Origin of the sequence: Acinetobacter sp. YH12152 (genome assembly GCF_013418285.1) — a bacterium.
Classification (GTDB): Bacteria; Pseudomonadota; Gammaproteobacteria; order Pseudomonadales; family Moraxellaceae; genus Acinetobacter; species Acinetobacter amyesii.
The window spans coordinates 1-24,670 of record NZ_VPCH01000010.1 but is presented as its reverse complement, the minus strand read 5'-3'; the positions used below and the strand labels follow the sequence as shown (position 1 = coordinate 24,670).

General features: G+C 39.8%; 23 protein-coding genes and 4 tRNA genes. 18 read left to right on the top strand and 9 right to left on the bottom strand.

Annotated elements, in window-relative coordinates; all coding sequences use genetic code 11:
• The first annotated feature begins 48 nt into the window (after nucleotides 1-48).
• The 4 genes from FTU83_RS05190 (at nucleotide 49) to FTU83_RS05175 (ending at nucleotide 523) form a co-directional block, all read left to right on the top strand.
• A tRNA-Leu gene (locus tag FTU83_RS05190) sits at nucleotides 49-133 on the top strand.
• Nucleotides 134-170: 37 nt separating this feature from the next.
• Nucleotides 171-244 (top strand) — tRNA-Trp (locus FTU83_RS05185).
• A 36-nt stretch (nucleotides 245-280) separates the two neighbouring features.
• A tRNA-Leu gene (locus FTU83_RS05180) sits at nucleotides 281-365 on the top strand.
• A 73-nt stretch (nucleotides 366-438) separates the two neighbouring features.
• Nucleotides 439-523, top strand: a tRNA-Leu gene (locus FTU83_RS05175).
• A 297-nt stretch (nucleotides 524-820) separates the two neighbouring features.
• Here the strand turns inward: FTU83_RS05175 and FTU83_RS05170 are convergent.
• Nucleotides 821-1,024: a hypothetical protein gene (locus FTU83_RS05170; protein ID WP_078188846.1), complete on the bottom strand. Its 204-nt coding sequence runs from the start codon at nucleotides 1,022-1,024 to the stop codon at nucleotides 821-823.
• A 482-nt stretch (nucleotides 1,025-1,506) separates the two neighbouring features.
• On the opposite strand from FTU83_RS05170, the gene FTU83_RS05165 reads away from it, so the two are divergent.
• On the top strand, nucleotides 1,507-1,731 hold the full coding sequence (locus tag FTU83_RS05165; protein WP_171525918.1) for a hypothetical protein: 225 nt from the start codon (nucleotides 1,507-1,509) through the stop codon (nucleotides 1,729-1,731).
• A 91-nt stretch (nucleotides 1,732-1,822) separates the two neighbouring features.
• Here the strand turns inward: FTU83_RS05165 and gloB are convergent, their stop codons facing one another.
• Both gloB and FTU83_RS05155 read right to left on the bottom strand, forming a co-directional pair.
• The gene (gene gloB / locus FTU83_RS05160; RefSeq protein WP_180054508.1) at nucleotides 1,823-2,554 is read right to left on the bottom strand and encodes a hydroxyacylglutathione hydrolase; all 732 of its coding nucleotides are present in this window, start codon (nucleotides 2,552-2,554) and stop codon (nucleotides 1,823-1,825) included.
• A 109-nt stretch (nucleotides 2,555-2,663) separates the two neighbouring features.
• Nucleotides 2,664-3,272: a flavin reductase family protein gene (locus FTU83_RS05155; protein ID WP_180105829.1), complete on the bottom strand. Its 609-nt coding sequence runs from the start codon at nucleotides 3,270-3,272 to the stop codon at nucleotides 2,664-2,666.
• Nucleotides 3,273-3,376: 104 nt separating this feature from the next.
• On the opposite strand from FTU83_RS05155, the gene FTU83_RS05150 reads away from it, so the two are divergent.
• Together FTU83_RS05150 and FTU83_RS05145 are read left to right on the top strand one after the other, a co-directional pair.
• The gene (locus FTU83_RS05150) at nucleotides 3,377-4,198 is read left to right on the top strand and encodes a PhzF family phenazine biosynthesis protein (RefSeq protein WP_180105828.1); all 822 of its coding nucleotides are present in this window, start codon (nucleotides 3,377-3,379) and stop codon (nucleotides 4,196-4,198) included.
• 149 nt (nucleotides 4,199-4,347) lie between these two features.
• Complete coding sequence (locus tag FTU83_RS05145) at nucleotides 4,348-7,116, top strand: pitrilysin family protein (RefSeq protein WP_180105827.1); 2,769 nt, start codon at nucleotides 4,348-4,350, stop codon at nucleotides 7,114-7,116.
• Between the two features lie 81 nt (nucleotides 7,117-7,197).
• On the opposite strand, the gene FTU83_RS05140 is transcribed toward FTU83_RS05145, so the two are convergent.
• Nucleotides 7,198-8,262 (bottom strand): amidohydrolase, encoded by a 1,065-nt coding sequence (locus FTU83_RS05140; protein ID WP_180105826.1) that lies wholly within the window; start codon nucleotides 8,260-8,262, stop codon nucleotides 7,198-7,200.
• A gap of 172 nt (nucleotides 8,263-8,434) precedes the next feature.
• A complete protein-coding gene (locus FTU83_RS05135; RefSeq protein WP_078188837.1) occupies nucleotides 8,435-8,836 on the bottom strand; it encodes a DUF3144 domain-containing protein in 402 nt (133 codons plus the stop codon).
• Between the two features lie 107 nt (nucleotides 8,837-8,943).
• Between FTU83_RS05135 and FTU83_RS05130 the strand changes: the two genes are divergently transcribed.
• Complete coding sequence (locus FTU83_RS05130; RefSeq protein ID WP_180002981.1) at nucleotides 8,944-9,576, top strand: hypothetical protein; 633 nt, start codon at nucleotides 8,944-8,946, stop codon at nucleotides 9,574-9,576.
• A 35-nt stretch (nucleotides 9,577-9,611) separates the two neighbouring features.
• Here the strand turns inward: FTU83_RS05130 and FTU83_RS05125 are convergent, their stop codons facing one another.
• Nucleotides 9,612-10,856 carry an MFS transporter gene (locus tag FTU83_RS05125; protein WP_180105825.1) on the bottom strand — a complete coding sequence of 415 codons (1,245 nt, stop codon included), beginning with the start codon at nucleotides 10,854-10,856 and terminating at the stop codon, nucleotides 9,612-9,614.
• Nucleotides 10,857-10,976: 120 nt separating this feature from the next.
• Here FTU83_RS05125 and FTU83_RS05120 point away from each other — a divergent pair, with 120 nt between their 5' ends.
• Nucleotides 10,977-11,630, top strand: coding sequence for a TetR/AcrR family transcriptional regulator (locus FTU83_RS05120; RefSeq protein ID WP_180105859.1), 654 nt, complete (start codon nucleotides 10,977-10,979; stop codon nucleotides 11,628-11,630).
• Nucleotides 11,631-11,730: 100 nt separating this feature from the next.
• Here FTU83_RS05120 and FTU83_RS05115 read toward each other — a convergent pair whose 3' ends face one another.
• Both FTU83_RS05115 and FTU83_RS05110 read right to left on the bottom strand, forming a co-directional pair.
• Entirely contained in the window at nucleotides 11,731-12,162 is a 432-nt protein-coding gene (locus tag FTU83_RS05115; protein ID WP_180026836.1) for a hypothetical protein, read from the bottom strand.
• Nucleotides 12,163-12,386: 224 nt separating this feature from the next.
• Entirely contained in the window at nucleotides 12,387-13,847 is a 1,461-nt protein-coding gene (locus FTU83_RS05110; RefSeq protein WP_180105858.1) for an inorganic triphosphatase, read from the bottom strand.
• 321 nt (nucleotides 13,848-14,168) lie between these two features.
• Between FTU83_RS05110 and FTU83_RS05105 the strand changes: the two genes are divergently transcribed.
• From FTU83_RS05105 to rapA, 7 genes are all read left to right on the top strand, one after another.
• Entirely contained in the window at nucleotides 14,169-14,552 is a 384-nt protein-coding gene (locus FTU83_RS05105) for a DUF962 domain-containing protein (protein ID WP_180059055.1), read from the top strand.
• Nucleotides 14,553-15,149: 597 nt separating this feature from the next.
• Nucleotides 15,150-15,770 (top strand): thiamine phosphate synthase, encoded by a 621-nt coding sequence (gene thiE / locus FTU83_RS05100; RefSeq protein WP_180077723.1) that lies wholly within the window; start codon nucleotides 15,150-15,152, stop codon nucleotides 15,768-15,770.
• Between the two features lie 35 nt (nucleotides 15,771-15,805).
• Nucleotides 15,806-17,104, top strand: coding sequence for a glutamate-1-semialdehyde 2,1-aminomutase (gene hemL / locus FTU83_RS05095; RefSeq protein ID WP_180105824.1), 1,299 nt, complete (start codon nucleotides 15,806-15,808; stop codon nucleotides 17,102-17,104).
• Between the two features lie 102 nt (nucleotides 17,105-17,206).
• On the top strand, nucleotides 17,207-17,623 hold the full coding sequence (locus FTU83_RS05090) for a heme-binding protein (protein WP_180003797.1): 417 nt from the start codon (nucleotides 17,207-17,209) through the stop codon (nucleotides 17,621-17,623).
• 189 nt (nucleotides 17,624-17,812) lie between these two features.
• Entirely contained in the window at nucleotides 17,813-18,517 is a 705-nt protein-coding gene (locus tag FTU83_RS05085) for a phosphopantetheine-binding protein (protein WP_180105823.1), read from the top strand.
• A 133-nt stretch (nucleotides 18,518-18,650) separates the two neighbouring features.
• Nucleotides 18,651-19,295 (top strand): RluA family pseudouridine synthase, encoded by a 645-nt coding sequence (locus tag FTU83_RS05080; protein ID WP_180105822.1) that lies wholly within the window; start codon nucleotides 18,651-18,653, stop codon nucleotides 19,293-19,295.
• A 141-nt stretch (nucleotides 19,296-19,436) separates the two neighbouring features.
• Nucleotides 19,437-22,274, top strand: a complete 2,838-nt coding sequence (gene rapA, locus FTU83_RS05075) for an RNA polymerase-associated protein RapA (RefSeq protein WP_180023849.1) — start codon at nucleotides 19,437-19,439, stop codon at nucleotides 22,272-22,274.
• 111 nt (nucleotides 22,275-22,385) lie between these two features.
• On the opposite strand, the gene FTU83_RS05070 is transcribed toward rapA, so the two are convergent.
• Complete coding sequence (locus tag FTU83_RS05070; RefSeq protein ID WP_180105821.1) at nucleotides 22,386-22,823, bottom strand: hypothetical protein; 438 nt, start codon at nucleotides 22,821-22,823, stop codon at nucleotides 22,386-22,388.
• A 512-nt stretch (nucleotides 22,824-23,335) separates the two neighbouring features.
• On the opposite strand from FTU83_RS05070, the gene FTU83_RS05065 reads away from it, so the two are divergent.
• Nucleotides 23,336-23,599 (top strand): PAAR domain-containing protein, encoded by a 264-nt coding sequence (locus FTU83_RS05065; protein ID WP_078193592.1) that lies wholly within the window; start codon nucleotides 23,336-23,338, stop codon nucleotides 23,597-23,599.
• 106 nt (nucleotides 23,600-23,705) lie between these two features.
• Nucleotides 23,706-24,503 carry an alpha/beta fold hydrolase gene (locus FTU83_RS05060; protein ID WP_180048880.1) on the top strand — a complete coding sequence of 266 codons (798 nt, stop codon included), beginning with the start codon at nucleotides 23,706-23,708 and terminating at the stop codon, nucleotides 24,501-24,503.
• The last annotated feature ends 167 nt before the right edge of the window (nucleotides 24,504-24,670 follow it).

Sequence of the window (24,670 nt, the reverse complement as noted above, 5' to 3'; positions counted from 1 at the left end):
AAAAAGGCTTGTCATGTAGGGGTGATCTCTATAATATACACAGCCATCGGGGACGTGGCGAAATTGGTAGACGCACTGGATTTAGGTTCCAGCGCCGCGAGGTGTGAGAGTTCGAGTCTCTCCGTCCCCACCACTGAATTACTAAACATGAGTTTGGTAATGAAGGTCACAGAGGATTGGTGTAATGGTAGCATGACGGTCTCCAAAACCGTTCGTCAAGGTTCGAATCCTTGATCCTCTGCCAAGTTTTAAAAAGTCTGACATTGTCAGCAACCCTGTTGGGGACGTGGCGAAATTGGTAGACGCACTGGATTTAGGTTCCAGCGCCGCGAGGTGTGAGAGTTCGAGTCTCTCCGTCCCCACCACTTAATTTATTAAGTTGCCAAATAAACAGGTTTTTAAAACAAATTAAAGTCTGACATTGTCAGCACCCGAGTTGGGGACGTGGCGAAATTGGTAGACGCACTGGATTTAGGTTCCAGCGCCGCGAGGTGTGAGAGTTCGAGTCTCTCCGTCCCCACCATTAGATTAAGCAAGGTTTTATACCTTGCTTTTTTGTTTTTGAAATTCGAAAAAATCAGTGTCTCAAACGTGGTTTTTTTGAAAACATAATCTAATGAAATAAATCTAATGAAAGATGATGAACCAAGAGATACAGCAAGATGTCTAATCTTGCTTTTTTATTGTCTGAAATTTATCTCGTTAAAAATGAGTCAGTAAAACAAAGGTGAAAAAAAGCCCGCATATACGGGCAAATTTAGAAATGCGGATTCGAATTAAATCATTTATTTCAAATCGTTCGAATAAATTATAGAGAAGATTACGCCTTTAGATGATCTTCAAACTCTTCACCGAGCTGCATGGCCAAAGCATTACCAGACAAATCTACAGTCACTAGACCATATTCTTTTTTAAAACTGAATGTAAATCCACGATTATCTGCCAGTGTACGAACAGAATATCCTAACTTTTCTAACCAAAGACGGAAGGCAACTAAATTTTTTGCTTTAACCACTTTTTTCACGAGCGAACTCCTTATCAATCATTAAAATATTAAATAGGGGTGTCAAAATATTTTTTAAAGGGGAAATGGAAAACTTTTATTTAAAATATGAAATTTTGATGGATAAATAAACAGATTATCGGCTTATAAATTGTATAAATTCATTTAACTCGCTGTTTTATAACAATCTAAACTTAATGTAAGTAAATATAACGTATTTTGAAAATTTGGGTTTTAACTGCTGGCTTAAAATCTATCCTATGCCTATAGAGAAGCTGTGTGCAAAATAAGCGATGACTTAACTTAGAAAGTATAGTGGATTAGGTGTGCAGTATTGATTGCAAATAAAGACTTGTTCACAGCCAAATTAACTGGATAGGTGAGCACGCAAAGCTATTTCACATCAAGATTTGTCGAAATGCTTTTATACTATGTCCCATCGATATAAATAGATTGAATGCATGCAAAACATTGAGCACGATGTCAAAGCAAAAATTGAACAGATGCAACAAGCGGGGCAGACGCCTATTGCGGTGATGCTTGGACATGAAGATTGGTTGGTCTTTTCGGAGCAATCCAAAGTGGCATATACGCCTTTTGGCAGTGCGCGACGTTATCAGCCTGCATTAGGTGGCTTATTGATGGTGCGTATCGATGAAATGCAAGCGGTTCGAGTTGTGACTCAAGCTGAATTGGACGAATTTGCTGCAAGCAATCAAATTTTATAAATATAAAATGATAAATCGACCCGAAACATTCATCACAAATAAAACAGTTTATTTGTGATGAAATCTAAAATGCTTATAACTCGCAATCCAATTAAAAATTGTCTTTGAGTTCTCTTAAGCGCTGAAACGCTTCAACACTTTCTGCGCGTAAAAATGGATTGGTTTCTAGTTCTAATTCAATGCTGCTTGGCAAAGTACATTGTCCAAGCATGCGTAGGGATTCAACCTCATCAAAACGCTGTTGTATGGCAAGGTTGTCGGGTTCAACATGCCGCGCAAACTGCGCATTCGACAGGGTGTATTCGTGAGTACAATACACTTGAGTTTCTGCAGGGAATGCGGCAATACGGTTCAATGAATCGTACATTTGTTGAAAAGTACCTTCAAATACACGTCCACAGCCCATAGCAAATAATACGTCGCCACAGAAAAGTGTATGAATGTCATCGATAAAATATACGATATGACCGAGGGTGTGGCCGGGCGTTGCTGTTATTTCAACTTCAAGACCATGAAATTCAAAACGGTCATTATGATCGAGAGGATAATTCACCCATGGAATACGGCTCAATTCTGCACGGGGACCGTAAACAGCAATGTTTTTATCCTGAATAAGTTCTGGTACGCCACCGACGTGATCTTTATGCCAATGCGTTAGCCAAATTTGCGTAAGATTGAGTTGATGTTCCTGACAATAGCGCTCGACCAAGGCAGCTTCAGTAGGATCTACTGCAATGACATCATGGCTTTCGGTGTGTTCAAGCAGCCAAATATAATTTTGCAGTGAATTTTTGACATCCAATGTATGTATTTTAAACGCCATATCCATTCATTCAATATTTAAAATTAAGTTAAAGTTAGCATGAAAATGCTCAAAACGGATGATTATTGATTTTCAGCCCTAGATAAACGACAGAGTTCATAGCACTATTTTAGTCTGGTGTCTCGTCTACAGATACAGGATTACCAATGGTATAAAAATGCCCACCAGCAACATGGTGCAGACTTTTCCATTCATCTTCTACTTCATGATAATACCAATGTCCGTTACGGAAGACGCGGTCGTCTGCATAGGCAGCAATGACTTCGCCAATAAACAGATCGTGCGCTTGTTGATTGTGCGGCTCAGGAATAAGTTTGCACAGTAGCCAGGCAGCACAACCTTCAACCACAGGAATATCTGAGTTATTAAATTGAAATAATTCCACGCCACATTGGCGTAATTTTTCTGGCGCATCACGTTGGCTCATCATGCCAAGTGCATAGACCAGTTTGAGTTGTTTCAGTGTTGGCACTTGTAAGGCGAAATAACCTGAATTTTCAATAATTTCACGTGTTTTAGTTGATTTATCCAGTACTACTGTCACTTTTGCAGGATTGAACTCTAAGGCGCATGCCCATGCTGCAGTCATGACACCAGTATGGGTTTGGTCTTTAGCAGAGACGAGCACAGTCGGCCCATGATTTAAAAGTCGGTATGATTTTTCTAAAGGAACAGGGTGAATATGCGTTTTCAAAATTGTGCCTATATTTAAGTTCATCTAAAACTTAGATGTTTTATTAAAAAGTGTTGCCACATAGCATATTACGCATGAAATATTTTCAAAAGCCTTTAATATAAATCACTAAATCAGGAGTTCTATCAATGAAAATGTATCAAGTGGACGCATTTACCAAAGTGTTGTTTAAAGGCAACCCAGCGGCGGTTTTGGTGTTGGATGAATGGTTAGATGAACACTTGATGCAACAGATTGCTTTGGAAAATAATCTGTCTGAAACTGCATTTGTGAAAAAAATTGACAGCAGTAATTATGAAATTCGTTGGTTTACACCGACCACTGAAGTGGACTTTTGTGGACATGCGACATTGGCCAGTAGTTATGTACTTTTTGAGTTTTATACGGCTGAAAAAAATATCCAATTTCATGTCAAAAATCTCGGTATTTTTAGCGTAAATAAAGCTGAAGATGGAAAAATTCTGATGAATTTCCCTGTGCGTCGGGCACAGGTCGTGAGCGATTATCCTGAAGAGCTACGTCTAGGGTTGAGTCAACCTTTTAAGCAGGTTTATCAGAATGCGCAGGCGTATATCGTGGAATACGAAACGGCTCAACAAGTTTTGGACGAACGACCGAATTTTGAAATTTTAAAACGACTGGGCAAAATCCGAACCGCAATTACAGCACCGGGTACGATTACCGATGTTGCAATCACTGCGGCAGCCCAGCAATATGACTGCATTTCACGCTATTTTGCACCGGGCAATGGCATCAATGAAGATCCTGTTACGGGTTCTATTCATACCGGAATCGTGCCTATTTGGGCAGAACGTCTAGAAAAACTTCAAATCTTGGCGTATCAAGCATCGAGTCGTGGTGGTGAGTTACACTGTCAAATGCTTGAAAATGACCGTATAGAAATCTCAGGCTATGCGTGTTTGTATATGCAGTCTGACATTTATATCTGAACATAAATCAAATACATGCTGTCTCATTCTGCGGCATGTATTTAATAAAAAGTAACTATTAATCCTGAAAAGCTCAGCATAAAATCAAAACTAATCTGATCGACAGCACTACGCTGATCGATGCTAAATATAAAGGACACTTGAATTACATGCGTATTAAACATTTAACGCTTTCACTTTTTTTTGCAGGTTTAAGTACAAGCCTTTTTGCTCAACCTGTATTGGTTAAAACTGAACAAGCCATTGAAGAATATAAATTAGATAACGGTTTTCGTGTGGTTTTGGCGCAAAACGATAAAGAAAGCAAAGTGTTTATGAATACGGTGTATTTCACGGGTTCTTTAAATGACCCTGCGGGCAAAGGTGGTTTGGCACATTTGCTCGAACATTTGGCCTTTAAAGGCACTGAAAATGTCAAAGGTGATGAATTTCAGCGTCGCTTAGACCAATTCACGCTGATGACCAATGCCAGTACGGATTATTATTCAACGAAATACACCAATGTGATTCGTCCTGAACAAAGTTCAATCGATCAAGTTTTGCATTTAGAAGCAGAACGGATGGACAAATTGGTACTTCAGGAAAAATTTGTACCAACAGAAATTGATATCGTTAAGCGTGAACGTGAAATTCGTTTAGATCAGCCATTTTCCGTCTTAATCGACCAAGTTTTAAAAGAAGCCTATGGTAATCAATCTTTAGGTCGTTTACCGATTGGTGATTTGAAAGAACTTCAATCGATCAATATGAACGAATTAAACCAGTTCTATCGCCGTTGGTATGTGCCAAATAATGCAGTGATGGTGATTTCTGGTAAGTTTGATAAAGCGGCTGTATTAAAACAAATTGATCAACAATTTAGCCCAATTGCCGCACGTCAAATTCCTGAACAGGCCAAAGTCCCTAAATTAGATGGAACGAAATTAAAGCAACGCGAATTTACAGTTCATAAGGGCAGTGACTTTGGTAAATTTAATATTTATTTAAATGGTGCAGTCGAACCGATTAAAACTGCTTTGGCTGTATCTCCAACCTTGTATACCTTACAGCCAAGTGGGCATTTGTATCAAAGCATGGTGGAAACAGGGACAGCAACTGCAGTTCAATCCACCACATGGTTAGATAAAGATTTTAATTTGGTGTTTATGGGGGCGATATATGGCCCAAGTCATGATGCTAACAAAGTGGCAACCAGTCTGGCACAAGGTGTAGAGCAGAATAAAGCCTTTAATGACGTCGAGCTAAACCGTGTTAAAAGCCTGACTCGAAATATGGCTGACAATGTCAAAAATAGCGCAACAGCACTTGGCGAGCGTCTTAGTTCTTATACTGTGGCTTATAACGGGGACTGGTCTCAATATTTCAGAGACTTAGATAAAGTACAAAAGCTGAGTGTAAGCGACGTGAATCAAGTGTATAAGGATTTTCTAAAGCCTGAATACCGTGTCACAGGAAATATTCTACCAACACCTGAAGACCAGAAGAAAGCACAGCAACAGGCTGCGTCAAAACCTGCTGAAACTTTAGATCAGCAAGCGCCTGCAGAAGAGCCATTGAAAGATGCGAGTGTTTATCGTGCTGAAGTGAAGCAATATGTTGCAGAGTCTAAGCAATATTTAAATCAGAAAGAAAAACAGATTCTGCGAGCTAAATTTAAAAACGGCATTCAGTATGCATTGTTTCCAACTAAAACACGTGACGACAAGACCTATGCTACGATTGCATTGGATTTTGGTACAGCGCAAAGCTTAATGAATAAAGGTGAGTTGCTAGGTTTGACAGCTTATCTCATGTTCCGTGCATCTAAAGATCAAAGCTTGCAGCAAATTGCCGATAAAATTATTGATGTCGGTGGTGGTGCAACGGTCAGTGCAAATGATAATGGCTTCATGATTCAAGTGGTTGCACGTAAAGAAAAGTTTGCTGAATTTTTGCAATATGTCATTGATGTTATTAAAGCTCCAGCATTTGAAGAGTCACAATTTGATTTAATCAAAGCGCAAAGTTTATCGAGTTTAGATCGACCTTATACAGAGCCGGATACCGTTGCTGCAATGACGCTGTCGCGTATTGTCGAGATCTATCAACCGGGGGATATTCGTTATCACTTCGAACCGGAACTTACGAAAAAACAAATTGAGTCGGCTACACGTGATCAAGTGCAGCAGTTACATCAAAAATTCTTTAAAACACAGCATGCACAAATTGCGGTAACAGGTGATTTTGATACCAAGCAAATAGAAAAAATTCTGAAAAAAGAATTTGCAGATTGGAAAACCAGCGAGCCATATCAACGCTTAGAGTCTACATTTACAGCGTATCCTGCACAGAAAGTGCATGCATTGTCTGAACAGCGTGAGTTTGGTAGTTACCAAGCCATTATGACTCTACCTGTAGGTGTAGAGCATACCGATTCTCCTGCGCTACAAGTATTACGCCACATACTTGGTGATTCACAGTTGTCTTCACGTTTAGCTCAAGAGTTACGTGAAAAGAATGCACTGGTTTATGGTTTTAGTGCAGACATTAATTTTGATGAATGGGTGAATTCAGGTGTACTGAGTATTGATGCAAACTACACTGCGGGTAAATCAGCACAAGTTTCTCAGTCTGTTCATAAAGTTTTGCAAAACTTATTGAAAAATGGCGTGACGGAACAGGAAGTAGAAGCAGCCAAAGCCAGTATTTTGAAAAAGCGTTTAACTGCACTTGAAGATGACCGTCGCATTCATAGTATGTTGATTCCACAGTTAGAAAAAGGTCGTGATTTAAACTATCGTGAAAAGCGTGATCAACGCATTGCTAGTTTGACCAAAGCGGATGTTGATGCTGTCATCACAAAATATATTCAACCTGAGCGTTTGGTTGAGGTGATGGCTGACCAATATGGTCAAGCTGTAAAATCTACTCAAAAATAAACCGAATAAAAAAATCCTCCAGATGGAGGATTTTTTTTGAGCCGCAATGGATAGCTTGATAGCAAGATTTTCTTAACGCACTTATAGGCGGTAGAACTGACGCGCATTTTGTTGGAAGACTAAAGTCAGCGCATCAGGATCATAACTCGCGACCGCATCTGAAAAGGCGTCAATAATATTCACCAAGGATGCACTCACACTATCCATCGGGAAGTTAGAGCCAAACATCACACGGTATTTCCCAAAGCATTGTAGAGCATGCGAAATAAGCGGGAAGGCGCAATCGAAAATCTCTTGTTTGGATGCAAGGCGTTGTTCTTTATGAAACTGATGACCCAGCACAGGCATGAATAAACCAGACATTTTGGTATAAACATTTGGGCAACTTGCCAGTTCAGCTAAATCATCTTTCCAACGAAACAAGATATTGTCACGTGAAGTTTGGGTTAAGCCTGTATGTGAGCCAACAGCGCCAAAGGCACCGACAGGTGTCCCAAAATGATCCAGCACGATAGATGTTTCAGGGAAAGCACGTGCTAAAGCGGTTAAATCACGAATCTGGTCTGAATAAACCCATGCATCAAAACTTAAGTTCATTTGAGCAAGGGCTTCAAAACCTTTCATAAATTTTTTATTGGTATAAAGATGCGGCTCATTGGTCCATGCATGAACTTTGGGGTCTTCATGTACAGCTGCCATTTTTCGTATGCCACGAAAATGCGGGGACGCTTGTTTATGCATCTTAAGAATTTTCTTAAAACTGCTGTCACATGGGTCTGCAGTGCCGACTATGGCGCCAAGTTTAATTTTTTGAGCATTAAAGTCTAAGGATTCAATAAACTTGGTTTCACCAACCACCCCTTTGCCTTTATGATCATGCCAGCTCGCTTCTACATGTACGATTTGATCGACCTGATAATGTCCTGCATCTTGCTTATAATTTTCAGGCAAATACGGTGTCGTCACATGTTTGGTCAAACCAACCGTGTCAATTAACTCTTGCGGCTTAACCAAGCGCATCATTTTGTCGAGCAAGTAGGGATGTTTGCCCAATAATTTCACGGCAAGTGAAGCGGCATGTGGGGTATTGTACGGATCCCATTGATGTATATGTGAATCCACGATGGCAAAATCGAGCGTCTGCATTGCTATTCTTGTCCTTAAAACCATGTCCATTTCTTGCATATTTCATTGTATTTTCGTATACGCAAGGTACTGAAAATAGTTTGAATGATGAAAATACAACGTTATGACTGAATATTAAATCAAAGCTTTGTGAAAGAGAAGTTGTATAAAAAAAGCCCCGAAGGGCTTTTGATTAATGCTGATGATCGTGGTCGTGATCATGCTTATTTGCATGGAATTCTTCGTTATGACGGAAGCGAAGATAGTTTTCAAACTGTTCGCAATATTCATCATAATTATCTTCAAGCATCATTTGAAATTGTTGAAGAATATAAGACATCACTTGATCTTTGGCATCACGCATTTCTTTGCCATCTTTGAAGCCATTTGCAGCAACCCAAGTATTAAAACGAGCGGTACCAAATAACATGGCAGCGCTCACTTGACCGCGCATTTCTGCCGGTTTGACTTGAGAACCCTTTTCAACACGACAAAATTCATTGGCTTGTTTAATAAATTCATCCGCACGTTCAAAGAAAGCTGCATTCAACGCTTCTTCTTCGGTTACATCAGTAGCTTCAATCTTTTGAACCATGAATGTGTCCTAGCATAAAAATCTAATGCAGTATTATAGGCAAAGCCTTGCAGAAACTAAACCTTTGACTTAATCTAAAAAATAGCCTAAGTAAAATGGAATGCTTCATGCAAGATGCAATCGCAGTGCAAAGTCTGAAAAGTGATATTGGATTACTTCGACAAAATGTTTGGCCGCCCTCAACCTTAGCCAATGTAGAAGGGCTGCCCATTTATTATGGTACAGCGTCTGAAGTAGCCGAATATTATGCGCAGTGGACTGGCTTAATTGAACGTGCTCAGGACTTATTTCAGCCCTTTATGGAAGATGAAGTCCTCGATGCAGTCCATTTGCCGAGTCATTTGAATCTGCCGCTTTTTTATTTTCATGTGGATCGTATTCGAATCAACAAAACACGTGCGAAAGAATCTAAAACCTTTCGTGGTATTGCAAGTTTGGTTGAAAAATGTGGGCAGTTTGAAGCAGATCAAATTCAAGCGATGCGACATTGGCTAGACAGCGATGACACTGCAGCCTTGGTCGGACACCGTGAGTTTATTGACCTCAGAACCTATGTATTTCAACATGGGCAAAGTGATTATACCCGTACTCGTTTTTATGTGAATGGCATTGTACTTAGTGTCGAAAACGAGTTTAAATTGGTGGATGCCCGTGACAAACCACGTAAAGCCCGTAGCGATAGCTATAGTGACCCTTTAGCAGATAACAATACGTGGAAAATCTTTGGGAAATATCGTTAATCAAATGTTTTGACGATATCAGTTAGAGCGTGTACTTAGTTTGCTGTACAAGGAAGCTTCGGGTTATTTAATCCACGCCCTAATGTGAATATAGCCACTATGGCAAATGCGACAAAGATCATCACTGAATACAATAAGGTATTGGCATTAAAATGATCAACAATATAGCCGCCAAACAGTGAGCCACACGCGATCATGAGTTGGAAAATACCAATAAACAGTGGCATGCCTTTTTCAGCAGCTTCAGGGGCATGTACTAACATCCAGATATTGGCCGTTGTAGGAAATGCCCCAAAGGCGAAACCCCATAATGCGGTTAAAAGATATGCACCGAATAAATGAACTGCAAAGTGTGGAAAGCTAAAAAATACCACGATAAAACTGAAGGCAACAAAAGCAAGGGTATAGCGGACATTGATGTTACTGCTATAACCCGCAAATAAATTACCAAAGAAACCGGCTATACCGTAGATCAATAATAATGAACTGATGGTGGTCGCATCAAAGCCTGCATGATTCTTAAAAAATGGGGCGAGATAGCTATAAGAAGAAAAATGAGCAAAACCAATTAATAAAATAATAATCAGGCCTTTACGTGCTTTATCATGTTGAATCAGTGCAGGTAAATCACTAAATCGAATAGCCGAAGTGGGTGGAAGTTTTGGGAGAAATTTGATTTCTAAAACTAAAATGACGATGCCAATCGCTGCAATGATTTGAAACGCACTACGCCAACCTAACCAGTCACTTAGCCATGTGCCTAATGGAACACCTAATACCGTCGCTAAGGTAACTCCTGCCATGACGATCGCAGTGGCTTTGGCTATGGCAAAATGACTTGGTGCGACACGTCCACTCAAGGCTATGGCTGTTGCCCAAAATCCACCGATAGCGATACCCAGTAGAAAACGGCTAAACAGCAACAGCGCAAAGCTTTCTGCGAAGCCAGTTATAAAATTAGAAATGACCATAATCACGGTTAAAGCAATCAGTAAGATACGACGGTCAAGTTGCTTCACAGCAACAGAAAGCAGGGGCGCTGCAATCGCACCCATAATGCCAGGGAGGGTAATCACCCAACCTGCGGTACCTACACTAATATTTAAATCATGAGCAATGGCATTTAACACACCAATAGGTAAAAACTCACTGGTGACTAGTGCGAAAGCTGTAATGGCAACCGTGAGGATTGCAAACCAATTCCCTTGATTGGGGGGAGATTCTTCAGGCTGCTGCGTCAACGGTTCATCTGGTTTTAAAGCTGTAGCATGCGTATTCATAGCGTTACACCTTAATTATTTAATTTAATAGTGACTGTTATAAAAATAAACTATTTGATTAAATTGTGAGCGTCAATTATTTTATTAGTGAACGTTATAAAATATAAATGTTAGCTTATGATGAATGATTCAAAGCAGGAAAATCTACACGCTAATTCAGCCTATTTGGTCAAGAAGCGTGGACGTCCTAAATGTTTTAATGAACAGCAAGCTTTGGAAAAAGCCATGATGTTGTTTTGGCAATTTGGCTATGAAGGAACGTCCATCAGTGATTTGACTCAAGCTTTGAATATCACCGCACCTAGCCTATATGGCACGTTTGGCGATAAAGCCGCGCTCTTTGAAAAATGTATTGAATACTACAGTGAACACGAAGTTCAACCTGCCGAAAAAATTCTACAAGCAGGTCAAACTGCTAAAATTGCGATGGAGCTCTACCTGTACGACAGTATTCAGCACTTGGTACAAGCCAATAAACCTAAAGGCTGTATGGTGGTGGTGGCAACGATGAATTGTTCACAGCAGAACCAAACCGTACAGGAACAACTTAAACAACGTCGTGCCTATACCAAAACAAAAATTATGGATCGGCTCGCTATAGGCGTGCAAAATTCGGAAATTGAAAGTTTGGCTCATGCAGAGCAATTGACTGATTTTTATATGACCTTATTGCAAGGGATGACGATACAAGCACGTGATGGTATGGCCTTGACACAATTACAACGCATGGTGAGTAATGCTATGAAATCATGGGGGTTATTAGCACAAGGTTAAATCAGTATGGATTATGAATTAAACCCCCAATAGCAGTGTAGCCTTAAGGCAATTTTCTTAGTTTTTTTGAATGACTGATATGCAAATACTATATTGAAGTTTATTTGCAGGGATGAATTTTAATGTCGCCCAATTCCATCACACTGATATAACCGTCAACCGCAATTAAATTGTCGCTTTGACTCGATAGGGTGAGACATTCTCCAGACTTGACGCTAGATAGTAGCTGACCTTGTTGCGGATTCAAGTTCATGCTGTAAATACTCAGTGTGCCAGCATCGGTTTTGATTTGGTAAGACTCATCACCATAGTCCTCATTATTATTGCGCAGGACTTTAAAGGTTCGTCGTGTCTGATCAAAGTTTTGAGTTGGAGAAAGCGGCTTTTCGACTTGTAAGGATGCCGTGCGCCTTAATTCGGTGCTTTGCACAGGCTTATGTTGTTCACTACAAGCACTCAGTATTGGGAAAAATATAAAAATAAGTGAAAATGAAAATAGGGGATAAATTACAGGTATGTGACTATTCAACATAAAACCACCCTGAATCTAAGTTTTCAGATAGCTTATTTTAAAAGTTTTTATCCAGAAAACAAAAATAATAGGTTCTCAAAATATTTCAATGTAACTGAGTCAAACTAAGGAAATGATGAATTGAAAATAGCTAACTTTGAATATGAATGTTCAACAAATGAATAACTATATGACAATGTGAGATGCAAATAAAAAAGGGAGACGCATTGAATCTCCCTTAGGTTTTATTTAATGAGTTTTCGACTCACAAGGAATTGCTCGGTCGCCTCTAAAAGTTTATCTGCATAGACCTCTTGTTTAGCAGTCAACCAGCCGAGTACAAACCAATCACTAGCTTCCAGCTCTGTTTGCTGAATATATTGTGCAGAAGAGGAAAGGACTTGGTATTCCTGAGCTGAGACTTGTGCATCATTGAGCGCTTTACTGTATTTCTGCAAGTTTTTTACATCATAAATAGACGTCAAAATTGGGAAGCTAAATTTAAGCTCTTGTATGCGCTGCGAAAGTACATCTAAGCTTTCAAAATTGTTAATGTCGGCATCATTTAAAGCGTCTTGGAGGGCTTTATATTGGTTTTGCAGGGTGGTTTGAGCATGCCATTTAAAATCATGTTGCTGCGGCGCTTCATCGACTTTCAAACTAAACATTAAAAGCTCAAGATAATGATGCACATTTTGAGTCGATTTGACTAAATTGCCTAACTTCTCTTTGGCATACAAAATATCTTTGGTTAAATTTTCTGAAGTCGTTGGGTTTTGTAAAAAGCCACCCAAGGTATTTTGCATATGCTCAAAATGGTGTAATTGTTCAAACTGCTGTTTAAATGCGCCCAATTGCACAGCCCATTTTTCAATGATATCACTGTTCCAATCTTTAAACAGTGAAATGGTTAATTGTAGATGATGGAGTGCTTTCTGAGCTTGTGTAATGTGCTCAGCCTGAGCAACACCTGCAGAAATTGCGGCAATATTAGGCAGAAGGTGCTGCATTTCCTGAGCAATTAAAAGTCGTAAGTTTTTTGCGGCAGTATCTTTTTTACTGAGTTGAAATTCTTTAGCCTCAACTGCTGGACTCACAGTTTGACTCAATGCCAACAAGTTGCCAATTTCGGCTTTACTGCGAACATCCAACCACAAATGGTACTTTTTAACCCATTCAAAACCAAAGGCAAGGAGCGATTGAATAGAGCCGCTTTTCAGTTCAAATTCTACTTCATGAACCTCTGTTTCTGTATTGTTGCTACGGATACAGCCGACATCTAAGCTAACTTCGATCTCGGCATCTTCAAACTCTATGACGCGATAAGTTCTGAGAATGTCTGTTTCAAACTGAAGTTGTAGCGTATCTTGCTGATCGCCTAAAGTGGTTTTTAAAACCGATTGAACTTCAGCTTTATTGGCATAGACCGATAAATCTAAAGCAGGAGCTTGTTCAACTTCACCCAAATCTAAGTTATGTTCAAACCGTTCAATGTGGCTTTTACCTGCAGCTTTCAGGGTTTGAATCCAGCGGGTTCCTTCTAAACGCTGACGCAAGGCTGCATGCTGCTGTGCCATTTTTCGATCTGGGGTATCAAAATATTTAGCTTTAAGTTGAATTTGTTCCGATTTTTTTGGATCGAGTGCTTTTAATAATGCAGTTCGACGTGCTTCTGGAATCTGGAACTTTAATTCAACTTCAACCATGGTTTTCTGTCCTGATGTCACAACTTCATGATCTGGCATGAAGCGATCTTTAAATTTTTATAAAAATGAAAAACTAAAATGTGCGTACATTTTCTATGAGCTAAACGCGTATCGATTGTAGCGAAAAACAGTTGAGAAGTAAGACTTGACGGATTTGAAAACTCTGCTTTTGGACTAAGAAAAGTTTTAAAAGATGGATATTCCATCAATTGTATAATTCACAATGGTTCGACTTTCATGGTATCAAAATAAAATTTTACGCCTTTAAAGTGGGAGAGTTTTAAGCTATGTTGATTAAAATAAGTTCAGGATGAGCACAAAATGAATTCACAAGTACAACCCGAGTTTAATCGAGATTTAAAGCCCGAATTTCAGTTGCCTATTCGTGACTATTCGCAATTTTATCGATTTTATTTGACTGAACATCGAAATATCATGAGTCGACGTTTACATGCCACAGGCAGCAGTATAGGACTCTATTTCTTCGCAAAAGCAATTTTAAAAAAACAACCGAAGTATTTTGCTTATGGCCTGGTTTCAGGCTATGCCTGTGCATGGGTCGGACATTTTTTCTTTGAAAAAAACAAGCCAGCAAGTTTCAAGCAACCTTTGTACAGTTTTATTTCCGATTGGCGCATGCTGTCTGATATTGTGAAGGGGAACTTAAGCTTAAAAGACCGTAATTTAGATAAGATTGATAGTTAATTATTTATTAATCAAACGTTTAATTTTTATGGATCTAGGTGTGATTTTTTTGAGTAAATGACTTGCAAAATTAGAGTGATTAGTCTAATAATGTTCATATTGTTTATTTACTTCCTGTCTATAAGATGAAAAGTCGATAAACCCCAGTTTTCCGAGCCTAGAGTGACCTTCTCTAGGCTTTTTTTATGGCCTTAGAAAAGGTCTATTGTTTGAAAGATTTAACCACAAAAATGTTCACAAAAAAAAATAGGCTAGACTTTTTGATGCTCTGAACGCTCCCCAAAACGTTTCTTACCAAGCACCAAAAAGTCTAATAGGTTGCATATTTTATTCTTATCAAGTGTTTTGTTTTTATGCGCTGTTTTTTGTATTCTTCTGTTTCGCTATTAGATAATTTGTATCAGTTTTGTTCTATACCTGAAAATAGGTATTTTTTGCCATTTTTTTACAGACAATTCAATTAAACATTTATATAAGCAGTCTTGTGAAAAGGAATATAACTTTCACAGCGGGAAAATATTAAAATTTTATGCCCCAAGCAACATTTCATAGACCTAATCGCTATAATATTCAAAAGTTTTAAGTTGTGATTGAACTATGCGTGGTTTATACCTCATTACCAATGATGATCCTATCGAATTGCTTTTAGCCAAACTCGAAGGCGCGATGGCAACTTATGAAGTTGCTGTTTTGCAATATCGCCGTAAAAAAGTGGCAAAGGAAGATCAGGCTTATGAAATTGAATACATGAAAAATATGTGTAATCAATACAAAGTGCCTTTTGTCATTAATGACGATCTAGAAGCTGCAGTTCAATATGGTGTGGGTGTACATTTAGGGCAAGATGACGGTTCAATTGCTGAAGCTGTAACACGCTTACCTAAAAATGTTTTGATCGGTCGAAGCTGTAATAACTCTTTAGAACTAGCTGAGCAGGCGATTGCAGACGGTGCAAACTATGTGGCTTTTGGCGCCATTTTTGCGACTGAAACTAAGCCTGAAGCAGGCAATATTGGCTTAGAAACGCTAAAACAAGCAAAAGCAAAACTAAATGTACCTATTTGTGCCATTGGTGGTTTAACTGTAGAAAATTCAGCAGAAGTCATTGAAGCAGGTGCTGATCTTTGTGCTGTGATTAGTGATGTATTAGGTCGTTCAATGTCTGCTGTAAGCAGTCGTGTTTATGAATGGTCTGAGCTTTTTGCTGAACAAGCTTAATTTTATTTTTTAGATTGAATAAGTAGAGAATTTTTATGAGCTTATCTGCTAAGCAAGAACAATTATTTAAACAAGCCAGCAAGCATATTCCTGGCGGCGTAAACTCTCCTGTACGCGCATTTAATGGTGTAGGCGGTACACCGGTATTTATCGAAAAAGCGCAAGGCGCATATCTCTATGACGTAGACGGAAAACGCTATGTCGACTATGTCGGCTCTTGGGGCCCAATGATTTTAGGTCATGCGCAGCCCGACATTATCAAAGCAGTTCAAGAAGCGGCTGTTGATGGTTTAAGTTTTGGTGCGCCAACTGTGCATGAAACGACATTGGCGGATATTATTTGCGAAATTATGCCGTCTATTGAGCTGGTGCGTATGACCAACTCAGGGACAGAAGCAACGATGACTGCTATCCGTTTAGCTCGTGGTTATACGGGGCGTGACAAGATTGTAAAATTTGAAGGCTGCTACCATGGTCACTCAGACTCACTTTTAGTGAAAGCAGGTTCTGGTCTTTTAACTAAAGGTGAAGGCGAAGCAACTTCGGCCGGTGTACCTGCTGATTTTGCCAAACACACTTTAACCCTGCCATATAACGATATTCCCATGCTGAAAGAATGCTTTGCTAAGTTCGGTTCAGAAATTGCTGGTGTAATTGTCGAGCCAGTTGCAGGCAACATGAATTTGGTGAAACCAATTGACGGTTTCTTACAAGCCATTCGCGATGTATGTGATGAACATGGTTCTGTCTTCATCATTGACGAAGTAATGACAGGTTTCCGTGTCGGTCTTGGCGGTGCGCAAGCGCATTACGGTGTAACGCCTGACTTGACCACTTTAGGCAAGATTATTGGTGCTGGCCTGCCTGTGGGTGCATTTGGCGGCAAGCGTGAAGTGATGGAATGCATTGCACCTCTTGGCAAGGTTTATCAAGCAGGCACACTATCAGGCAACCCACTTGCAATGCGTGCGGGTATTGAGATGTTTAAACATTTGCGTAAACCAGGCTTTTATGAAACCTTAACTGAAAAATTGGCAGGCTTACTTGCTGGTTTACAAGCTGCTGCAGACGAGGCGGGCATTCCGTTCTTTACGCAGCAAGTAGGTGGAATGTTTGGTATTTACTTTACAGATCAAACTGAAATCACTGGTTTTGATTCAATTTTGAAATGTGATGTAGATGCGTTTCGCACTTTCTTCCATGGCATGCTGACACGTGGTGTTAATCTTGCACCGTCTGCATTTGAAGCCGGTTTCTTCTCAAGCGCACATAGCGATGAAGATATTGCATTTACCATTGAAATGGCGAAAGAAGTTTTTGCTGAAATGAAGTAATTTTCATTTAAATCGGTAAATTCTGCTTTAGAATAAAGCCCGCAGCCTGCTGTGGGCTTTTTTGTTGTTATAAGTTCAGTTTTTTAAGAAAAGGATTTTTAAATGAAAACCAAGCATTATTTAACTTTAGCAGATGCAGAATTTTTACTAAACACAGCACATACTTATGCAGTAGAAAATGGTTTTAATGTCAGCATTGCGGTAATGGATGATACAGGCAATTTATTAGCGATGAAACGAATGGATGGTGCATCGCCAATGACAGCAAATCTATGCTTAGAAAAAGCCAAATGTTCAGCCATTAGCCGTCGTCCTTCAAAGTTATTTGAAGACATCATCAAAAGTGGTCAGATGGGTTTTCTGACCATGGATACCTTTTCAGGCATGCTGGAAGGCGGTGAGCCGATTATGTACGAAGGGCAATTGGTGGGTGCAATGGGCGTGTCTGGGGTAAAGTCATTTCAGGATGCAGAAATTGCACAGCAGGCGATTGAGAAGTTTTTGATGCAAGCAGGATGATTGTTTTAGTTTAACTAAATTGAATTTTAGCAATTTATCGGCTTTGTTGCACAAAGATTTCATAACTATATGATTTTAAAGGTTTTGATTATTTTTTGATCCAAAATTAAATTTATTTAAATCAGATGCTTACATATTTATGCAACAAAGCCTATCCATAGAATCGTTAAATATTTTTTAGAGCCTCCCATGCTTTATCCCATGCCTAAAAAAATCCAATTTTCACCATCTCAAGCAAAATGGCAGCTGTCTTCAACACAGTCAGTATTGGTATTAGCAGGACTGCAAAATCTACGCATGCAGCAGGGTATACAGGATACGCAGCTGATGGAAAATATTATCCAGCTGACCAATAAAGCCAAAGCCTTAGAGATTCCTATTGTCGATTTATATGGTGATGATTTACTTCAAGGCATGCCGCAGCTCGGTGAATATGCAACAACACACCCGCAGCTCATCTTTGCAGGGCAAATCACGCCTATGCTGAAACAGATCTTGCCGCATCTATATAGCGTAACAGAGCAAATCTGTATCGTTGATGATGCGATTGCGATGAATAATCAGGAGCAGCATATTCAGTGGGTGGACTCCATGTCAGGCCAAGGGATTCATCACATGAGTAGTTATAATTTGATGCGGCTTTGGAATCTGTCAGCACCAACTGAATTCGTCTTGTCAGCCAAAGGCATATTATTGGCTATCGCAGAACAGCTAGATATGGAGGCATTGGAAATAGATCCCTTATTGGATTTACGCAGTTATGGACTAGATTCCGTTGCCATGGTCAGCTTAATTGGGTTGTGGTGTGCCAATGGTGCTAACATCCGTTATGAAGACTTTTTAGATGATGCAAGTCTAAAAGCATTGCTAGAAAAATTGCTCAGTACAGACTAAACAAAGCCAATTGGAATTATTTTTGTTCTAAATCGGAAAATACGTCGGGAAATATGCCTTTGTGCATTGTAATTGTTGGCTAAGCTTTTTATTATTGCCGCCTTGTTTTTCGAGATCAGAACTGGATTGAACTTTGAGTAATTTTCTAACCGAACACCTGATACATCGTGACACTGACTTTATGGTGATCCATAAACCAGCAGGTTTACTCACAGTTCCGGGAAAAACAGCAGATTTACAAGACTGTGTTATCAATCGATTATTAAAAATTGAACCGAATACCTTGCTCATCCATCGTTTGGATCGTGATACCTCAGGTATTTTGGTTTTTGCATTAACCCGTCAAGGGCAAAATCGAATTTCACGCCAGTTCCAAGAACGTCAAACTTCAAAAACATATCAGGCATTGGTTGCGGGTACGCTCGAAGGTGAAGGTACTGTCGATGTACCGGTCATATATGACCCAGAACATCCGCCACTGCATATTGCCGATCCTGCACACAATAAGCCTGCGCTTACGCATTGGAAAGCCACTGAACATTTTGAGATTCAGGGGGAAGCCGTAACACGTGTAGTGTTAACGCCTATTACCGGTCGATCACATCAGCTTCGTGTTCATATGCAATATTTAGGTCATCCTATTGTAGGTGATACTTTGTATGCAACAACTGAGCAACAGCAGCTGATGCCGCGCTTATGTTTACATGCTGAGCGCTTGAGTTTTAACCATCCTGAAACTGAGCAAACAGTTGAATTTCACTGTCCTGTACCATTTTAGGAAAATCATTTAAATCCCTAAGAATTCTGCTCACTATTTAGTGGGCTTTATGTCAAAATATATTGCTTTATGGTCTAGATTTTTGCTCAAATAACGTTCACAGTTTGAGCATAATATTTTCAGACCGAACTTGAGAAAAAGGTGGAAAAATTGCAGCAGTTTGCTATTGGTCAACGTTGGTTATCAGATACAGAAACGGAACTGGGTTTAGGTGTTCTTATTGATGTTGATGAGCGATCGGTCAGCATTTTATTCCCAAAAAGTGATGAAACTCGTGTCTATGCCCGTCACAATGCACCTTTATCTCGTATTGTTTTCAATGTAAATGACGAAGTCCAAGACCAAGAAGGTCAAATTTGGATTGTCGAATCTCTTGAAGACCGTGGTGGTGTGGTTCGTTATAACGCGGTACGTAAACTGGCCGACGGTACAGAAGAACGTAAAGCACTGAATGAAACACGTATTGGTGCAAGTATTCAGTTAGCAAAACCATTAGACCGTTTACTTGCAAGCCAAGTAGACTATAAAGAATGGTATGACCTGCGTATCGAAGCATTGCTTCTTCAAGCCAATATGAAGTCTAGCCCTTTACGTGGCCTAGTGGGTTCACGTGTGGGTCTCATTCCACACCAACTGTATATTGCGCATGAAGTGGGTAAGCGTTTTGCCCCACGTGTATTACTTGCTGACGAAGTCGGTTTAGGTAAAACCATCGAAGCCGGTCTGATCATTCATCAGCAACTCAAAACGGGTCGTTCAGAACGTATCTTGGTCTTAGTACCTGATTCATTGCAATATCAATGGATGATTGAAATGCGTCGTCGTTTCAATCTTGAGTTCTCATTATTTGACTTGACGCGTACAGCTTCGATTAAAGAACACGATCCAGACCTCAACCCATTCTTAACTGAACAATGCATTATTGCTAGTGTTGATTTGATGATCGACCATGATGACTTGCGTGAACAAGCGCTTGAAGCTGGTTTTGATTTGCTCGTGGTCGATGAAGCCCATCATTTAATGTGGTCAGAAGAAGAAGGCGGCAATGACCGTTATGACCTTGTTGAAGAACTTGCTGAAAAAACTCCGGGTGTCTTGTTATTAACCGCAACACCTGAACAATTAGGTGTGGAAAGTCACTTTGCTCGTTTACGTCTACTTGATCCACAACGTTTTAGTTCGCTTGATCGTTTCTTAGATGAAGAAGAGCAGTATCACCAAACAGCTAAAATTGCTGAAGTGCTGATGTCTGATCTGCCACTCGAAGAAGGGCATTTGGCAGCGATTGAAAGCCTATTAGGTCATCGAATTACTGACGAGCCAGAACAACGATTCCGTGCTATTCATGAGTTATTAGACCGTCATGGTACAGGTCGTATTTTATTCCGTAATACCCGTGAAGCGATTCAAGGCTTCCCAGGTCGTGACTGTCAGCCTGCGCCATTACCTGCACCTGAAAACTGGTCTAAAGATGGCAAGCTACGTGAACAAATGTGGCCTGAAGAAGCGCAGCTTGATGGCTCGTGGATGGAAACTGACCCACGTGTGATGTGGTTGATGGAACGTCTGCGTACAGACCTGAAACACAAAAAAGTGTTATTGATTGCACGCAGTGGTCCAGTGGTTGAGTCTTTAGAAAATGTACTTCGTTTGCATGCGGGTATTCGCACAGCGATGTTCCATGAAGGCATGAGTTTATTAGAACGTGACCAAGCAGCGGCTTACTTTGCGGAAGAGTCATACGGTGCGCAAATTTTACTTTGTTCAGAAATTGGTTCTGAAGGTCGTAACTTCCAGTTTGCATCGGACCTTGTGTTATTTGACTTACCTGCCAACCCAGACGTACTTGAACAACGTATTGGTCGTTTAGACCGTATTGGTCAAGAAAATCGTATTCAAATTCATGTGCCTTATCTGGTTGGTACTGCTCAAGAGCGTATGTTCCGTTGGTATAACGAAGCATTAAATATTTTCTGTAATATCTCCCCGACAGCGCAAACTCTCCAAGAAAACTTCATCGTCAATCTGAAAGATTGTTTGTTGGCAGATAAAGGCCAAGAGTTTGAAGATCTGCTCGAAGCCGTAAGTGTGCAACGTGAAGCGCTTGAAGCTGAACTTCAAGAAGGTCGTGACCGTTTACTTGAGTACAACTCTTGCCGTCCAATCGTGGCACAAGAAATTGTGACTGCACTTGAAGACTACGACGACAATACTACGTTACCAATGTTCATGAAGCGCTTTATGGCGTCTACAAACATTGATTTTGATGAGCAAAGTAATGGTACTGTGATCATCAAGCCAACGGATCAAATGCAAGTTCAAGGTCTGACTTTGGACGAAGAAGGTATGACGGCGACGTTCTATCGTGACCAAGCACAGATCCGTGAAGATGCTCAGTATCTAACACTTGAGCATCCATTCACTGAAAGTGTGATGGAAATGATTAATACGCAAGGCTTTGGTAGTACCAACGTTGCTGTATTGAAATCGGCCGCTTTACCGCAAGGTTCTGTGTTAATGGAAGTGTGGTTTAAAGTCGATGTCGTTGCACCGAAAGCATTGAATTTGCCGTCAAGTTTGCCACAACAGTTGGTTCGTGTATTACTGAGCGAAAAAGGTCAGGATTTATCGCAAAAAATTGCACCTGAAATTTTACGTCCTTATTTACATCATCTTGATGGTAACAGTTGCCGCCAAGTAGTTAAGGCGCGTCGAGATGTTATTGAACAGCGTTATACGCAAGCGCTGGAAATTGCACGTGGCGCATTACCGGGCTTTAAACAACAAGCCAAAGAAATCTATGGTAGCAAATGGCAGTATGAAATTGACCGTTTGACTTATTTGAAGCAGTTCAACCCAAGTATTCGTGAAGACGAAATTGCACGTTTACAAAAACTGCAAAAAGAAGGTTTAACACTGCTTGATGGTCTAGCGGTTACACCAGAAGCGATTCAAATTATGGTAGTGGTTAAGCCATAAGTTAAGAATCTTAAAAAAGCACCTTAGGGTGCTTTTTTTATGGCTAAAATTATAACTGTAAAATTAATCACGACAGATTAACGCTAAATCAAAGTTTTGTATTGTTTATTTTTAATCTAAATTGTCGACATCGGCATAAAAAAAGTAACTATTCTTCAGCAATTCTACAGCTTGATCAAAATCTTCATGTTCATCCAACATATAAAATATGCCATCAAGCTTTGTATAGTCAGGATGATTTTTTGCTAACTGAATTTGGATCGTACTTCGTTCTGCTTGGCTGCGTGTTACATAATGAACACTAAGTAAATCAAAGTCGATGTCATTACATAGCGGCTGTTTTAAGGCAATGGCACCACAATAATCATGTATTTCAGGTAATAAGCGTAGAACTAAATCAGCCTCTTTGCTTTCCGCCACGATGAGCTCTGGGTCTGCAGTCTTACACAAGGCCAGTATTTCTGTTAATAGGGTTGTTTCATCTAGTGTATGGTCTAACACGATGACTTTTTGCGGTTGGGTTAAATCAAAGTCATTTATTAAAATCATAAAACCTCCTGAAAATAGAATGGTTATGCTTTATTTATCTGCGCTATAAAATGAAATGGTGCTACGTTTCGAATCTAAAATTTTCTAAAAATGGTTTTGGATAATGTGTTCAGTCTATGAACGTTCTAAAGTTAATCATGGCGTAGAAAAGCGCCATTTTCTGATTCGAAGCTCAGTTAAATACTGAAATTGTAAAATAGGGTGCTACGCTTCATGCTCATTGCGATACCCAATATACATGCTTTGATTAGTAAAAGAATCTGCATCGCGACATAAACTGTCGTTATTGATATCGATTGAATCCTGAAAGTGAAATGATTAAATGTATTCGGACATATAGCGATAGCATCATACTTAAATGATTGATCACGAACTGTCTTAATGTCGTGTTTTGATGATTTAGTTAAGTAAAGTTTTGGTTTGGTTAAATTTATACGTCGATGCTGGCGAGTTGAGGGCAGTTCCGTTAAAATGCTTCAAATTTCAGCGGTTCGTTAGAAGAAAATAAAAATATGAAATCCTTAATTACTTTAGGTAGTAAAACGTCACACGGTGGTGTGGTTTCAGAATGTGAACCTTCATTTGTGATTAATGGTATTGCGGTGCATTTAAACGGCATGAAACATTATTGCCCGAAATGTAATTCGACTGTGGCTGCGATCGCGGCAGATCAAAGTACAACGGTAAAGGGGCGAGGTGTTGTGGTTGCTGGAGATAAAACAACTTGTGGCGCAACATTTTTACCGAATCAATCAATGGTCGGTTCACAAAAATAATCTGCAAACTGACTTTGAGGTCATCTAGATAAACTCATTGAGTCCTGTTTAAATCGTATTGATCTCTTTATGATGTGGCATCATCAGTTGATTGGATGAGTTTTAGATGAAAAGCGCGATCCATTTTACCCATGCCAATGGTATTCCTGCTGCAAGTTATCGAAAGTTTTTATCCTACTTTGCACCGCAATTTGATGTGAAGGTGATTCCGCTTATTGGTATGGATGAGCGCTATCCGATCACCAAAGATTGGCGATATTTGGTCGATCAAGTCATAGCAGATATCGAGCACCAATTTCCAAAACAAAAAGTGATTGGGCTTGGGCATTCTTTTGGCTCTTTAGTCACCCTTATGGCGGCTTATAAACGTCCAGATTTGTTTTCACAACTGATTATTATGGATCCACCTTTCGTAATCGGTCCTAAGTCTGCCATTTTTGAAGGTATGCAAAAATTAAAGCTCAAAGCTGTCGATAAACTTACCCCGGCGGCAATTACATTGAAGCGTAATGACCATTGGCCAAATTTGGATGAAGCCTATACGGCACTACGGAATAATCGTTTATTTAAAAGTTTTGATCCGCAATGTTTTGAGGATTATTTTGCACAAGGTGTTCGCGCTGATGAAAAACGCGGTGGCGTGACCCTCAGCATTCCAAAAGCCGTGGAAGCGCAAATCTTCCGTACAGTGCCTGCATGGTGGTGGCGTACTCCACGAAAAGCCCCTCAAATGCCTGTACACCTGATCACGGCAGATAACAGCCATTTTTATAAACAAGGTTTGCCTGACGGAATGAAGAAAACCTATGGTATAGATTATAGTGTAGTTGAAGGTGGGCACATGTTTCCACTTGAGCAGCCGAAACAGACAGCGCTACACGTCATGCAGTACTTACAGCATTAGAAAAATAAATTTTGCTCATAAAAAAGGAGACCTGAACGTCCACTGCTGTCCCACAATTTTTCACAAGAGGAAGCTCATTTGAGCTTCCTCTTGTTTTATGGGTATTTTATCGGGTGAAAATAAAGCTTTTAAAGTTCTTCTTTCAAACAAATTCACTTGAATTATTC